11 protein-coding genes, 1 tRNA gene and 1 pseudogene are annotated in these 13,054 nt (G+C 68.6%); 7 read left to right on the top strand and 6 right to left on the bottom strand.

Annotation, left to right across the window (positions count from 1 at the left end; translation table 11 throughout):
* Nucleotides 1-166 precede the first annotated feature (166 nt).
* The gene (locus tag EOINJALH_RS13920; RefSeq protein WP_088280985.1) at nt 167-1,423 is read right to left on the bottom strand and encodes a glycerophosphodiester phosphodiesterase family protein; all 1,257 of its coding nucleotides are present in this window, start codon (nt 1,421-1,423) and stop codon (nt 167-169) included.
* Nucleotides 1,424-1,666: 243 nt separating this feature from the next.
* Nucleotides 1,667-3,043 carry an alkaline phosphatase PhoX gene (locus EOINJALH_RS13925; RefSeq protein WP_158219767.1) on the bottom strand — a complete coding sequence of 459 codons (1,377 nt, stop codon included), beginning with the start codon at nt 3,041-3,043 and terminating at the stop codon, nt 1,667-1,669.
* A gap of 640 nt (nt 3,044-3,683) precedes the next feature.
* Here EOINJALH_RS13925 and EOINJALH_RS13930 point away from each other — a divergent pair.
* From EOINJALH_RS13930 to EOINJALH_RS13950, 5 genes are all read left to right on the top strand, one after another.
* On the top strand, nt 3,684-4,259 hold the full coding sequence (locus tag EOINJALH_RS13930; RefSeq protein ID WP_144290032.1) for a response regulator: 576 nt from the start codon (nt 3,684-3,686) through the stop codon (nt 4,257-4,259).
* A 232-nt stretch (nt 4,260-4,491) separates the two neighbouring features.
* Nucleotides 4,492-5,004, top strand: coding sequence for a peptide-methionine (R)-S-oxide reductase MsrB (gene msrB, locus EOINJALH_RS13935; protein WP_088280991.1), 513 nt, complete (start codon nt 4,492-4,494; stop codon nt 5,002-5,004).
* Entirely contained in the window at nt 5,001-5,609 is a 609-nt protein-coding gene (gene msrA, locus EOINJALH_RS13940; protein ID WP_088280993.1) for a peptide-methionine (S)-S-oxide reductase MsrA, read from the top strand. The genes msrB and msrA overlap by 4 nt, the downstream gene beginning before the upstream one ends.
* A gap of 178 nt (nt 5,610-5,787) precedes the next feature.
* Nucleotides 5,788-6,795, top strand: coding sequence for a PHB depolymerase family esterase (locus tag EOINJALH_RS13945; RefSeq protein ID WP_088280995.1), 1,008 nt, complete (start codon nt 5,788-5,790; stop codon nt 6,793-6,795).
* A gap of 13 nt (nt 6,796-6,808) precedes the next feature.
* On the top strand, nt 6,809-7,696 hold the full coding sequence (locus tag EOINJALH_RS13950; protein ID WP_158219768.1) for an SAM-dependent methyltransferase: 888 nt from the start codon (nt 6,809-6,811) through the stop codon (nt 7,694-7,696).
* Nucleotides 7,697-7,859: 163 nt separating this feature from the next.
* On the opposite strand, the gene EOINJALH_RS13955 is transcribed toward EOINJALH_RS13950, so the two are convergent.
* Complete coding sequence (locus tag EOINJALH_RS13955; protein ID WP_158219769.1) at nt 7,860-9,992, bottom strand: bifunctional diguanylate cyclase/phosphodiesterase; 2,133 nt, start codon at nt 9,990-9,992, stop codon at nt 7,860-7,862.
* Nucleotides 9,993-10,369: 377 nt separating this feature from the next.
* Nucleotides 10,370-10,768 carry a hypothetical protein gene (locus EOINJALH_RS13960; RefSeq protein ID WP_144290034.1) on the bottom strand — a complete coding sequence of 133 codons (399 nt, stop codon included), beginning with the start codon at nt 10,766-10,768 and terminating at the stop codon, nt 10,370-10,372.
* Nucleotides 10,769-11,249: 481 nt separating this feature from the next.
* Between EOINJALH_RS13960 and EOINJALH_RS33325 the strand changes: the two are divergent.
* Nucleotides 11,250-11,354: pseudogene (locus EOINJALH_RS33325) on the top strand (AMP-binding enzyme); the annotation flags it as partial.
* Nucleotides 11,355-11,418: 64 nt separating this feature from the next.
* Here EOINJALH_RS33325 and EOINJALH_RS13970 read toward each other — a convergent pair.
* Nucleotides 11,419-11,495, bottom strand: a tRNA-Arg gene (locus EOINJALH_RS13970).
* Between the two features lie 60 nt (nt 11,496-11,555).
* Nucleotides 11,556-12,248, bottom strand: a complete 693-nt coding sequence (locus EOINJALH_RS13975; RefSeq protein ID WP_088281003.1) for a glutathione S-transferase C-terminal domain-containing protein — start codon at nt 12,246-12,248, stop codon at nt 11,556-11,558.
* Between the two features lie 44 nt (nt 12,249-12,292).
* On the opposite strand from EOINJALH_RS13975, the gene EOINJALH_RS13980 reads away from it, so the two are divergent.
* The gene (locus EOINJALH_RS13980; protein WP_144290035.1) at nt 12,293-13,027 is read left to right on the top strand and encodes a hypothetical protein; all 735 of its coding nucleotides are present in this window, start codon (nt 12,293-12,295) and stop codon (nt 13,025-13,027) included.
* Nucleotides 13,028-13,054 lie beyond the last annotated feature (27 nt).

The raw sequence follows: 13,054 nt of genomic DNA on the forward strand, positions 1-13,054 counted from the left end.
CCTGGGCGGGCGGTGGGTGGGCGGGCCAGCGGCGCAGTTGCCGCCGCCGCTCGCATTCCGCGGGTGCCGCCCGATGCCGGCTTTGGCCGGATTCCGACGGGTTCGCGCGAAGCCCTTTCGGGGCACGCGCTCACCACAGGGCCGCCGTCAACGGCGGACCCGACGCCTACTTCAAGCCCATGCAGTTGGCGTAGAAGGTCACCGTGGCCGGCCAGTCGGAAAAGATGCCGATGATGCCGACGTCCTGGGCCAGTGCGTCCAGCACCCGCATGATGTCGCCCTCGCGCTGGATCGCGCGGTCGAAGCTCTGGTAGTAGAAGCCGTTGTTGCCATCGGCCAGCACGCCCGAGCGCTCGAGGCTCCAGGTGATGATGTCCAGGCCGGCGCGCCTGGCGTCGATCGCATACTGCGACGGCAGCAGGTTGCCGTTGGCGTCAGCCGTCAACAGCGCGAAGATCGGCGGCGCGACGATGCGGATGCCCTGGGCGCGGTAGGCGGCCAGTTCGGCCGCCCCGGGCAGGTCTGCCACGGTGTTGGCATCGTCCAGGTAGACGGCCTGGCGACCGAAGGCCGGTTCGTTCTGGATCCAGTACAGCACGTCGTTCTTGTCGAAGGACTGGGGCCAGACGTGGCGCGCGGGGACGCCGGCCTGCTTGTACTCGTCGATCATCTTCTGCGCATAGGCCTGCTGCGTGAAGCCATCGAACGGCATCGGCACGCTGGCGCTCTTCAGTTCTGGCGTCATCTTCACGCCGAGCTTCTTGAACAGGTCGATCGACTCCCGGTGGGTCATCAGCGTGCCGCTGCTCGGGCCGGCATACAGGTCGGTGCGGAAATTGGCGGTGCCGCCCATGTATTCGGCGACGGTGCGGGCGCGCGGGTCGGACGCGTCCATCTTGCCGCGCAGGGTCTTGAACTCGGCCAGCGTGAGCTCGCTGGTGCGGCACTCCGCGGTCGCCGGTGTCAACAGCGCGCCGTTGGCGCTGAAGGTGGCGGGCGTGAACGGCTTGATGCATTTCTGGGCCAGCGGGGTGGCCAGGATGTTGGTGGTGGTGTGCAGGTCGTTCTGGGCGTGACGGCAGACCAGTTCCTTGTCCTTGGTGAAGGTGACGTCGCATTCGACGATGCCAGCGCCGGTGCGCGCGGCCGCCTCGTACGACTGCCGCGTGTGCTCGGGGAACTGCAGCGAAGCGCCGCGGTGGCCGATGGAGAAGGCGGTGCGCTGGAAACTCTCGTTGCCGGTGCACGCCAGCAGGCGCTGCTTGAGCGGGCTGTCGGCCATGTCGTTGACCAGGAAGAACGGGCGCGGCCCGAGTTGGACGCTGGCCTGGCGACTGCGGTCGTCGTCGCGGTCGGCCTGGGCCAGGCTGGGGCAGAAGGCTGCGGCGCTGGCCAACACGAGTGTCAGTAGGTTCCGGTGCATGGGTTCTCCGAGTGGTGCGGGGTGGGTTGGGATGCAAACACGTCGCCGCTGCGGCGGCCGGTCGCCCCCCTTGGACGCTAGGGCCGGGGCGTGACCGCCCTGTGACTGCATCGGTGCCAAGGGGGCTGCAGCGGGTCGAGCAGAAAGAGAGCCGCCCCCGACCGGCAATCCGGTGGGGGGCGGCAACGGGTCGCTCGGGGCCGATGCGTCCGTCGGCCCGTCCATCAGCCCGCGGTCATCCGTTCAACGGTCGCGGTCGTCGTCGCTCATGCCACGGCACTTGCGCGGCGCCAGGAACATGATGGTGCGGTCGACGCCGCTGTCCGGGTGCTGCACGTTCACATAGGCCACGTCGGGGCGGGTGCGGTCGAAGTACAGGCCGGTGCTCTCGGCGCCCACGGTGGACAGGCTGGCCCACTTGGCCACGCCTTCGGCGATGCCGTCGTTGTCCTTGTCCACGGTGAACCAGATGTCTTCCACGCCACCGGGCTGGTCTTCGACGATGTAGAGGTTGCCGTCCGCATCGATGGCCAGGTTGTCGGGGTTCGCGAAGGTCGCGCCGACCGGCTTGCCGGTGGCCAGGTCGATCGTGTCGCGGCTGGCGAAGAGGGTGACCTTGTTGCGCGCCAGATCGATCGCGAACACCTTGTGGTTGGTGGTCGTGGCCACGTAGAGCAACTGCCGACCGCTCTTACCCAGGGTCTTGATCTCCATGTCCTCCGGACGATCGAAGGCCGTGCCGCGGAAGGCCGCCAGCTTCGGCGTGGCGCGACCGTCCAGGCCGCGCACACCGTTGGCATCGGTGACCACCACGGTGCCGGGCAGCGGCGCCCCGTTGAAGTTGGTCAGGGGCACCCAGACCGCGTCGCCGGTGGCTTCCTTGACCGTGCCGTCGCCCACGCGCAGCACGAAGGTCTGGCCCGCGGCGAAGTACTGGTCGCCATTGCTGGCATGGGGGTTCGCCGGCACGTACTTGAAGATGTGGCTGCCGTTGCGCTCGTCGATGAAGTACAGGTTGCGGTCCTTGTCGAAGGCCAGGCCCTCGTGCGACACGCGCGGGATGATGTCGCGGTGGACCATCCGGATTTCGGCCGGCGCGGCCAGCGGGTTGGTCACCTCGAACAGGCGGCCGTAGATGCTGGGCGTCTGGCCCGGGTCGCTCCAGCTTTCCTCGGCGGTGAGGAAGCTGCCCCACGGTGTCCAGCGCGAGGCATCGAAGGCGACGTGGCTGTTGAGCGCCGGTGTCGGGGCCGGGCTGGCCCAGATCGTGGTGGTCTGCATGGTGCGCAGGTCGGTGCGCTGGATGCCGGCCTGGCCGGTCTCGAACACCGTGAACAGGTAGCGGCCGGCGTCGGGGCCGGTCTCGTTGGCGGTGTGCATGTCGTAGTTGCCGCTGTCGAAGCGCTTGGCCTGCGACGGGTCGCGGGCCACGATGGTCATCTGGCTCAGGCGCGGCGACGCCAGGCGGTAGGGCGCCGATTCGGGCAAGGTGCCGGCGCCAACGTCGCCGACCATCGGCGTGAAATCGGCGAAACAGGAGCGGGCAGACTTGTCGTTGTCGGCCTGCGCCGACGCGGCGACGGCAAGGCCGCCGGCCAGCAGGATCGAGCGAAACATCATGGGGATTTCCTCGGCAAGGTTGCAGTGTGATCGGCTCCTGGCACGACGCCGGCACAGCGGCGATACGAGCCAGGATCGCGCCGGAGGCTGCGAGCAGCGTCCGGGCACGGCCGACTGTCCCGCGGGCCTGTGACCTGGCGATGACGAGCCTCCGCGGCGCTGGACGGACGACCGACTGACACCCTCGGCGAACCCACCCAGTTGCAGACCAACGAACACCGCGAGGGTTCCGGCGAGCTTGCCGCAGTCGCTGGGCCAGACACCCCGGCACCCGCCCACGGCATGGCCCGGCGGGGCGAGCTTGGACAGTCGCCGAGGATGCACGTCAGGCCCGACGGCGCGTGGGCCACGATCGATCCGGGCCGAGGCGATGGCACGGCGGTCGCCGATGCCGACCATGAAGAGTTTGCCGATGCGGGCCACTGTGTGGGCCACCGAACAGAGCAAGCGGCACGGTCATGCGACCGTTGCCCGGCCGAGGCCCACCGCTCGAGCGCGCCCCTCGTTCGCGAAAGTCTGCTGCTTGCTGCGCTGCGAATGTGGGGGTCCGGAGTGCGTCACGCAGGAACCTCCCCGGGGTGCTGGCCAGTTCGTGGCCCGTGCGCCGGCCATCGATCATCTCTCACTGCAGGGTTCTGCCATGCCCAAACCAGACAGCGTGCCGGTGAACCGACTCATTGACACCGAGGGACAAAAGGCCGGTCCCTTGGGATGGGCCCTGGCCGACGCCCTGCAGCGGGTGCTGGTCTCGGAGCTGGACGAAACCGGTCCCGTCAGCCCTGCCGTCCTGAGGCCGTTCGGACTTCTGCCCCGGCACATGCTGCTCGTCGGCGAGGACGAGCCACGACAGAAGTCGGCGCTGGACCTTCTCTCCCGATGGGAGATTCCCGCCGAGGTTGCCACGAGCGGCGCCGACGCGGTGCAGTGCGCCTCGGACGGCCAGTTCGACCTGATCCTCATCGACGCGAACAGGTCCTTGCTGGATGGGGTGTTCGTCACGTCCCGCTTGCGTCACCTCGAGCGCAGGCGACACGAGCGAGCGCCCGTCACACTCGTTGCCCGCGTGTCCGGGGGCTGGTCCGCCGGCGAGAGCGTCCTTCGGATGGTCGGCGTCAACGACGTCCTGAAGGTACCGGGCGAAGGGGCCGCCGTCGGCGAGTGCCTGCGGCGATGGTGCTGTGGGCACTACCGTTCGAGATCAGCGGAGGGCGTCTGAGCTGGTCGACCCGGCGGTGCGCACCGGGCGCCACCGACTCGAGCCAGCGACTGCGGGCCTCGGCAGGTGCCTGCGCGCGTGGCGCCCTGCGCTGGGCTTGCAGCGGCGGCGGATGTGCACGACATTTCGCAGGCTTGGCCGCACCACGGCGTCCAGCCGCTCGAAAGCCGGGCCTGCCGCACGCCCAGGCAGTGCGGCGCTCCCCTTCAACACCGCGTTTGCCCAACCCCCCATGAACCGCCGCCACATCATGAGCTTTCTTTCGCTGTTTGGCCTTGGCGCCAAGGCCACCGCCGCAAGCGCCGTCCCGACCACCAGCGCGGGCGCCGCCACACCGGCCGAACCCGCCCCTGCCACGGTGCGCCTGAGCGACGCCGAATGGAAACAGCGGCTGTCCCCCGCCGCGTTCCGCGTGCTGCGCCAGGAAGGCACCGAAGCGGCGGGCAGCAGCGCCTTGAACGACGAGAAGCGCGAAGGGGTCTTCCACTGCGCGGGCTGCGACCTGCCGCTGTTCTCGTCGAACGCCAAGTACGAGAGCGGCACGGGCTGGCCCAGCTTCCACACGCCCTTGCCGGGCGCGCTGGGCACGAAGACCGACTACAAGCTCATCCTGCCGCGCACCGAGTACCACTGCATCCGCTGTGAGGGCCACCAGGGCCATGTCTTCAACGACGGCCCCAGGCCCAGCGGCAAGCGCTACTGCAACAACGGCGTGGCGCTGAAGTTCGTGCCGGCAGCCGCATGACGCGCCGCTTCGCCAGCCTGGGGGCTGTGGTCGGCCTGCTGGGGCTGGCGCTGGCCACTGCCGCGCCGGCCCTGGCACAGACCACCGCCAAAGCCACGTTCGCGGGGGGGTGCTTCTGGTGCGTCGAAGCCGACTTCGACAAGGTCCCTGGCGTGCTGTCGACGACTTCGGGCTACATCGGCGGCACCGTGGCCAACCCCAGCTACGAGCAGGTGTCATCGAAGACCACCGGGCACACCGAAGCGGTCGAGATCGTCTTCGACCCGACGAAGGTGAGCTACGCCGCGCTCGTCGACCACTTCTGGCGAACCATCGATCCGACGACCAAGGACCGCCAGTTCTGCGACTCCGGGTTTCCTTACCGCACGGCGATCTTCACCCACGATGCGCAGCAGGCGGCTGTCGTGAAGCAGTCGCTCGAGGCGCTGGAGAAGACCAAGCCGTTCAAGGAACCGATCGTCACGGTCGTCTTGCCCGCGACCACCTTCTACCCGGCCGAGGCCTACCACCAGGACTACTACAAGAAGAACCCGGTGCGCTACGCCTACTACCGATCCAGCTGCGGCCGCGACCTGCGGCTCGAGCAACTCTGGGGCAAGCGTTGAGGGTCGGACTCGCGTCCGTTCTGCGGACGCGAGTCGCTCCACACGGGTCGAGCGCTGATCCGGCAGGTTCGGCCGCGATGCGCGCGATGAACGACCATTGCCAGTCCAGGCGGTCGACCGGAGCAGATGGCCCGACCACCCGAGTGACCCGGCACAGCGGCGGGTCGGAGACCGTGACATGAAGCCCAGCATGGCTCCCGGCACCCCACTCGGCAGGCCTGCGTCACGCAGAAAGGACCGTCCGGCCGCAATGCGCACGGGCCGCGGCGGCGCGCGCGGTGGCGATCTGTCCCCAGGCAGCCGAAGTCTCGACGGCGTGTACACCGACGACATCGGGTCGCTCAGCTACAAGCTTTTCCTGTCGTCAGCCCTGCGCGAGCACCCGCCGCTGTTCGTGATGCTCCACGGCGCCTCGCAGACCGCGTCGGACTTTGCAGCCGGCACCCGGATGGCGGAAGTGGTCGAGGACTGCGGTGGCATCGCCTTGTTCCCCGAGCAATCACGGAGTGCGCATCCGCTCGGCAGCTGGAACTGGTACGACGCTCGCCACCAGCTCGCGGAAGGCGGCGAACCATCGCTCATCGTCGGTCTGACGCGAAAGATCGCTGCCGACCATGGTGTGGATCGGCGTCGCATCTACGTCGCGGGAATGTCCGCTGGCGGGGCCATGGCAGTCATCCTCGGTCAGGCTTTCCCCGCCGTGTATGCCGCGGTGGGCGTGCATTCCGGCATTCCCACGGGCTCCGCCCACGACCTCATGTCCGCCCTGCGAACGATGAACAGCGGGCCGTCGGCCGCGCGTCCTGGACAGCCGGAGCTGTCGCATCTGATCCCCACCATCGTGTTCCATGGCGACAACGACAGAACCGTCCATCCGCTCAACGCGGTGGCCGTGCTGGCCCAGGCGCAGCGACGCAACGGCGTCACTGCGCCGACGGTGGACATCCTCTCCACCGGCCCGACGCCGATGTCCGGCGGGCGGGAGGTGACCTTGACGACGCATCGGCGCCACCAAAGACCGTCCCATGCCGAACTGTGGATCGTCCATCACAGCGGGCACGCCTGGACAGGCGGCAGTGCCAAGGGCAGCTACACGGACGAGTCGGGGCCCGACGCTTCGCGTGAGATGCTGCGGTTCTTCCTCACCCAAAGCCTGACCCGTGGGCGGCGCGATGACCGCGCCTGATCCTCCATCCGGGTTGACCATCGTCGATCGAGCGTCCCCTTCCATCCGGAACGTGTCCGACACAGCCCTGTGGGTGGCGGTGTACCGCGCCATCGAATCCGACCGGGACGACGCGTTGTTCCGCGATCCGTTCGCCCGTCGCCTGGCCGGCGAGCGCGGTCAGGCGATCGTCGATGCGCTGCCTTTCGGTCAAGCGATGGGGTGGTCGATCGTCGTGCGAACGGCGGTCATGGACGCCATCATCCTGCGCTGCATCGACCGTGGCGCACGCACGGTCCTGAACCTCGGTGCGGGGCTCGACGCGAGGGCGTTTCGACTGAAGCTGCCGCCCACGCTGCGTTGGCTGGACGTCGATCTTCCCGCCGTCACCGCCTATCGCCGCGAAGGGCTTGGCGCGGCCGTCGCGGTGTGTCGGCACGCGCATGTCGAATCCGATCTTCGACATGCGGATGAACGCCACCGGGTCATCCGCGACGCTGCCCGCCATGGCCCGCTGCTCGTGATCACCGAGGGGCTTCTGGTCTATCTGGCACCGGAGCAGGTGAGCGAGCTGGCCGCGCAACTGCGCAACCAGGCGAACTCGCGCTGGTGGCTGGCCGACCTGATCACCCCGCCGCTGCAGCAGACCATGGGCATGGTCTGGAGTGCTCAGCTCGATGCGGCGGATGCCGCCTTCCGTTTTGCGCCCGGTGACTCAAGGAAGTACTTTGACGACCTGAACTGGCGGGAAACCGAGTTCCATTCCACGTGGACAGAGTCCATTCGCCTGGACCGGGTCGCGCCGAACGGATGGATGTGGGACCGACTGCTCCAATGGTCTTCGCCCGCAGCCAAGATCGCAATGACGCGGATGTCCGGTGTGGTGCTTCTCGAGCCGACGTCCCGAGTCCATGTCGCCTGATCGGAACAGGTCGCAGCGCCGATGCACCGCGTGACGACAGGACCGCCACAGCCCAAGGTTCGGATGGGATCACGGTGGGGATGCTGGCGTCTCCTGCCGGTGCCGGTCTGAGCCATTCATCGCGCTTCGGCGCCCGCCTCGGGCGCTGGCCATCGCCAACACGCTAGGTACGCATCACCGCCTCGGGCCGAGACGTGCGCAGCAGTGCCGCCAGCGCGTCGGCGGTCAGCGGCCGGCTGAACAGGAAGCCTTGCCCTTCGCCGCAATGCTGCGCATTGAGAAGTGCAAGTTGCTCCGCTGTCTCGACGCCCTCCGCGATCACGCGGTAGCTCAGGCTGGCGCCCAGCCCGATGATGGCGTGCACGATGGCCGAGTCGCCGGTGCCGGTGCCGAGGTCCTGAACGAAGGTCTTGTCGATCTTCAGCACGTCGATCGGAAAGCGCCGCAGGTAGCTCAGGCTCGAGTAGCCGGTGCCGAAGTCGTCGACGGCGATGCTCACGCCCATGGCGCTGAGCGAGTGCAGCGTGGCGACGCTGGCGGCGGTGTCGGACATGAGGACACCCTCGGTCAGCTCGAGTTCGAGGTGCCTGGCCGGCAAGCCAGCCTCGCTCAGCGTCGTGGCAATGCCTTGCAGAAAGTCATTCCTTCGGAACTCCAGCGCACACACGTTGACGGCGACGTGGCCGAAAGGCACGCCGTCGTCGAGCCAGACCCGCGCCTGGCGGCATGCCTGCTCGAGCACCCAACGGCCCATCGGCACGATCAGGCCGCAATCTTCGGCCACGCTCAGGAACTGCTCCGGGCCGAGCAGGCCCCGCGTCGGGTGCAACCACCGGATCAGCGCCTCGACCCCGTTGACCTGACCACTGGCCAGGTCGAACTTCGGCTGGTAGTGCAGGACCAGTTCGTGCATCTCCAGCGCCCGGCGAAGCTCACTTTCGACGGATTGCCGCTCGACCGCCCGGTTGTTGAGTTCGTGCTCGAAGAAGCAGTGTGTGTTGCGGCCCATCTGCTTGGCCTGGTACATCGCCAGATCCGCGTACTGCAGCAGCTTCTCGGAGGTCGTGCCATCTTCGGGGTAGAGGCTGATGCCGACGCTGACGCTCACCGTCAGGGGTTGTCCCCGGACGATGTGCGGGACGGCCAGCGCCTTGACGATCTTGTCGGCACTGCGGCCGGCGCTTTGGGCGGAGGTGATCTCGGACAGCAGCACGACAAACTCGTCGCCGCCCTGGCGACTCACGGTGTCCGACAGTCGCACACTGGCCTTCAGCCGCAGGGCGACGGACTGCAGCAGTTCGTCGCCGACGGTGTGGCCCATGGAGTCGTTGATGTGCTTGAAGGCGTCCAGGTCGAGGAACAGCACCGCCAGTTGCCCGTGGCGTCGGGCCGCCATGTCGATCGCATGATCCAGGCGATCGTTCAACAGGGTGCGGTTGGGCAGGCCCGTCAACGTGTCGTGGCCCGCCGAGTGGACGAGGGCGGCCGCTTGGGCGCGGGCCGCGGTGACGTCGCGGAACACCACCACCGCGCCATCCACATGACCCCTGCGGTTGTGGATGGGTGCGGTCGAGTCCTCGATGGCGATTTCGGAGCCGTCCTGCCGGACCAGGACGGTGCCGGGCGGCAGGCAAAGCTTGCGGTCCTGCCGCATCGACGCGGCCACCGGGTCGGCCCTCGTGGCCCGCGTTGTCGCGTCGATGAGGCTGAAGACTTCGGTGACCGGACGGCCGCGCGCCTGGGCGCACGAATAGCCGGTCAGGCGTTCCGACACCGGGTTCAGGAAGACCACATGGCCGTTGATGTCGGTCGACAGCACGGCGTCACCGATGGAGTTGAGCGTCACGCGCGTGCGCTCCAACTCGCTGAACAATGCGTCCAATGCCGTGTCGCACGCGGTGCGGTCGCGGACCATCGCGCAGGCCAGCGTCGTGCCGCCCAGTTGCAGGTGCACCACGTGGACATCGATGGGAAACTCGGTGCCGTCGCGGCGCCGGCCGAACAGGCCTTCGGAGGCGCCCCAGCGCCGATCGTCACCTGGCTCGAACGGCCCGGCGACGGCTTCGAGATGGCGGCGTCGAAAGCGCCTGGGCAACAGGCAGGCCGTGCGTCGGCCGCCGAGTGCGCCGCACCCGTAGCCGAACAGGGCCTCCAGCGGTGGGCTCGCCTGCAGGATCCGGCCCGCCGCATCGACCACCAGCATCCCGGGGGACCGTGCGTCGCACGCCCCGCGGCAGCTAATGTCGGAACGGCGGCTATCCGGGTCGAAGCCGGTGGAGTTTGGGAAGGGGTCCATCGGGCTCCTTGCGAGATGGACGCGGCGTGCAGACCGCATGGATGCGGCCTTGCGACACCCAGGTCAGGACTGGACCGCCAGGCGCCCGGGCCGGTGGATCCGCTCCGAGTCTGGGCCCACGATCTGGCCGATGTCTGTTCGATTCTGCACCTGACCGACCCTGCCGCGCGGCCATACGGCCGGCCGTGGCCGAAAGGATCACCAGGGCGGCCAGAACGCCGATGCACCTGTCTCGGCGAAGCCCGATGAGAGCCATCGCATCGAGACCCACGGCCGGTGCCTCAGCGCTCCACGGGCGCCCCGGCCGGCCGAGTCCGTGCCGACCACGGTCCAGCCGGCCCACAGTGGCCAACCAGCGACTGGAACGAGCGTTGCGCTCAATCGTCCGGCTGGATGGCGCGTGGCTTGTACTTGGCGATCCATTCCGCCGTGAAGTCGAATCGATCCGCCGCGAACACGGCCGTGAAGCAGAGCCCGGAGGCTGCGCGCCGCAAGAGCGTCACGTACTGCCAATGGCGACCACGGCGCAGCATCAGCACCTGCGGGGCCTCCGTGCCGCTGCGCTGGTAGAGCGCATAGCGCGCCTGCGCCGCCTCGTGGAAGTGCCTGCGGTCGGCCGCCTGCAACCAGGCCTGCTCAGCGCTCGACGACACCCGCAGTGGTGGGCTGCCGGCGACGCAACTCGGCAGTTCCAACTCGACCGCCGGCTGGGCAATGGCGATCGAAGCCCATGCGAGGCCGGCCGTGGCGGCGGTACACCCAAGGCGTAAGTCCATCGCGTTCTCCTGGAGACGGTGCCGATGACCCGGGGTCCGAGTGTGAACCGTCTGCAGCGCGCCGGGTAGCCCCTCGTTTCAGCTCTTGCTCGAAGCCCGGCGGCTTCAATGGCGCGGTGCCGGGGACGGGTGCGGACATCCTCACCGAGGACGGCCGCAGTGCAGCCCCTGGCACCGTTGGCGAGTGGGTAGGGCGCCGGCCGACGATCCGGCTGACGCGCGGCCTGTGGCACGATGAGGCGCGCGACCTGGGCACCCGCTGGAGCACCTGGCCCGGCATCCGGCATCCGGCATCACGGCCAGCTTGCCAGCAGCGATGCCGACGGCCAGTGGTTCGTCCATGGTCGTTCCGACGATTGGCATGACGGAGAGCGCCGGGGTGATCAGCATCGAGCCGCCGGCCGCACCGCGCACCCCGGTTCGTGCGGCCGTGCGCGCCAAGGACATGATCCTCCGCGGTGCCCACCACGTCGACCCCGGGATGATCGAATCGGTGCTGCTGCGGCATCCCGGCGTGTCGATGGCGGCCCCGATCGGCGAGCCGGATGCCTGCGCCGGCGAACGGCCGGTGGCCTTGGTGACGCTGAAGCCCGGCTCAGAGGGGCCATCCGCTGTTCTGGGACGGCCAGAGAGGGTCTGGGGCGTCGAAATGGCCTGCCCGGAGGGACTCGAACCCCCGACCTGCTGCTTAGAAGGCAGCTGCTCTATCCAGTTGAGCTACGGGCAGTAGGCGTCGATTCTAGGAGCGGTGCCCCCGGGAGCCCAGCGCGCGTGAGCGGGGTGCGCCTCAGCGCGCCTGGTACTGGGTCTTGCCGAAGAGCATCTCGCGGGCCTTGTCGTCGGTGACGGGCTTGCGCAGATCGGCCAGCACCTGCACGCCACGCTGCACCGCCGGGCGGGCGGCGACCTCGTCGAACCAGCCCTTGAGGTGCGGGTGGTCGTTCCAGTCGATGCCCTGGTTCTTCCACGAGCGCAGCCAGGGAAAGACCGCGATGTCGGCAATCGAGTACTCGGCCCCACCCAGGTAGCGCGACTTCGCCAGCCGGCGGTCCATCGCGCTGTACAGCCGCCGGGCCTCGTTGGTGTAGCGCTCGACGGCATAGGGCACCTTCTCGGGGGCATAGATCCTGAAGTGGTGGGCCTGGCCGAGCATCGGCCCCACGCTGCCCATCTGGAACATCAGCCACTGCAGCACCTCGTACCTGGCGCTCACCGACTCGGGCAGGAAGCGGCCGGTCTTGCCCGCCAGGTACAGCAGGATGGCGCCCGACTCGAACAGGCTGATCGGCCGGCCCTCGGGCCCGTCGGGATCGACGATGGCGGGGATCTTGTTGTTCGGGCTGATGGCCAGGAAGTCGGGGGAGAACTGGTCGCCGGCACCGATGTCGATGGGGTGCGCCCGGTAGGAAAGGCCACACTCCTCGAGCATGACGTGCACCTTGTGGCCGTTGGGCGTGGCCCAGGAATACACTTCGATCATTGCATCATCCCCTTGGTCGCCGTCGCTCGGCCCCACTCTAAACCATGCTCGAATCGCTTCGGCGCCTGTTGAGGAAGGGACCCAAGGCGGTCGACCTGGCGCCAATGAAGGCTTGGGCCTACGAGCGCGGGTACGAGTTCCGCACCATCCGCGACAGCGACGGCTGCATGGTCGAGCCGCACACGGCCCATCCGGCCTGGCGCATGGAATGGGGCGAATCGCAGCGCACCTACATCCCGGGGCGCGAGTTGCGCATCATCGGCGAGTTGGGCACCCCGAAGGAACTGGTGGTGCTGGTGCTCAGCCGCGACCTGATGGAAACCATGGAGAAGCAGGTCTTCGAGCAGTATGTCGAGGACGTGCAGACCCGGCTCGACACCGAGACGCCGCCCGAGATGCGCTGGCTGGTGCTGTATTCCAAGCTCACCCCCACCGAACTGGGCCGCCTGCGCGACGACTACGCGGCCGTTGGCAGCATCAAGCCGTGGTTGCAGCAGTGGCTGTCCGGCCCACTCAACGACGCGCTGGCCGCCACCCTGGCGGCGGCCAAGCGCGCGCCACCGATGGCGCTGACCCTGTCACGCGGACGCCTGACCCTGCGCACGTCCATGCCCGAGGTGTCCACCGACGCGATGGCGATGTGGCTGTCGGTGTTCGAGCACGCCCAGCGCGAGGCCAAGCACCTGGGGCAGGTGTGGCAGTCGTCGGCCGAGGCCAGCCACAGCACGCAACCCGCGGCCTGGCCCAAGTCGACGCTGCCCGACGACGAGCACGGTTGAGCCCTTGGCCTGGGGCCCTCGGGGCCC

Source organism: Ideonella sp. A 288, assembly GCF_002198735.1.
Lineage (GTDB): Bacteria > Pseudomonadota > Gammaproteobacteria > Burkholderiales > Burkholderiaceae_C > Pseudaquabacterium.

What these genes read in the sequence shown, in the direction of transcription:
- msrB (WP_088280991.1), top strand. Translation starts at nt 4,492, where the DNA reads ATGAACCGCCGCCACATCATGAGCTTTCTTTCGCTGTTTGGCCTTGGC.
- EOINJALH_RS13980 (WP_144290035.1), top strand. Translation starts at nt 12,293, where the DNA reads ATGCTCGAATCGCTTCGGCGCCTGTTGAGGAAGGGACCCAAGGCGGTC.
- msrA (WP_088280993.1), top strand. Translation starts at nt 5,001, where the DNA reads ATGACGCGCCGCTTCGCCAGCCTGGGGGCTGTGGTCGGCCTGCTGGGG.
- EOINJALH_RS13975 (WP_088281003.1), bottom strand. Translation starts at nt 12,248, where the DNA reads ATGATCGAAGTGTATTCCTGGGCCACGCCCAACGGCCACAAGGTGCAC.
- EOINJALH_RS13930 (WP_144290032.1), top strand. Translation starts at nt 3,684, where the DNA reads ATGCCCAAACCAGACAGCGTGCCGGTGAACCGACTCATTGACACCGAG.
- EOINJALH_RS13945 (WP_088280995.1), top strand. Translation starts at nt 5,788, where the DNA reads ATGAAGCCCAGCATGGCTCCCGGCACCCCACTCGGCAGGCCTGCGTCA.
- EOINJALH_RS13920 (WP_088280985.1), bottom strand. Translation starts at nt 1,423, where the DNA reads ATGCACCGGAACCTACTGACACTCGTGTTGGCCAGCGCCGCAGCCTTC.
- EOINJALH_RS13955 (WP_158219769.1), bottom strand. Translation starts at nt 9,992, where the DNA reads ATGGACCCCTTCCCAAACTCCACCGGCTTCGACCCGGATAGCCGCCGT.
- EOINJALH_RS13925 (WP_158219767.1), bottom strand. Translation starts at nt 3,043, where the DNA reads ATGATGTTTCGCTCGATCCTGCTGGCCGGCGGCCTTGCCGTCGCCGCG.
- EOINJALH_RS13960 (WP_144290034.1), bottom strand. Translation starts at nt 10,768, where the DNA reads ATGGACTTACGCCTTGGGTGTACCGCCGCCACGGCCGGCCTCGCATGG.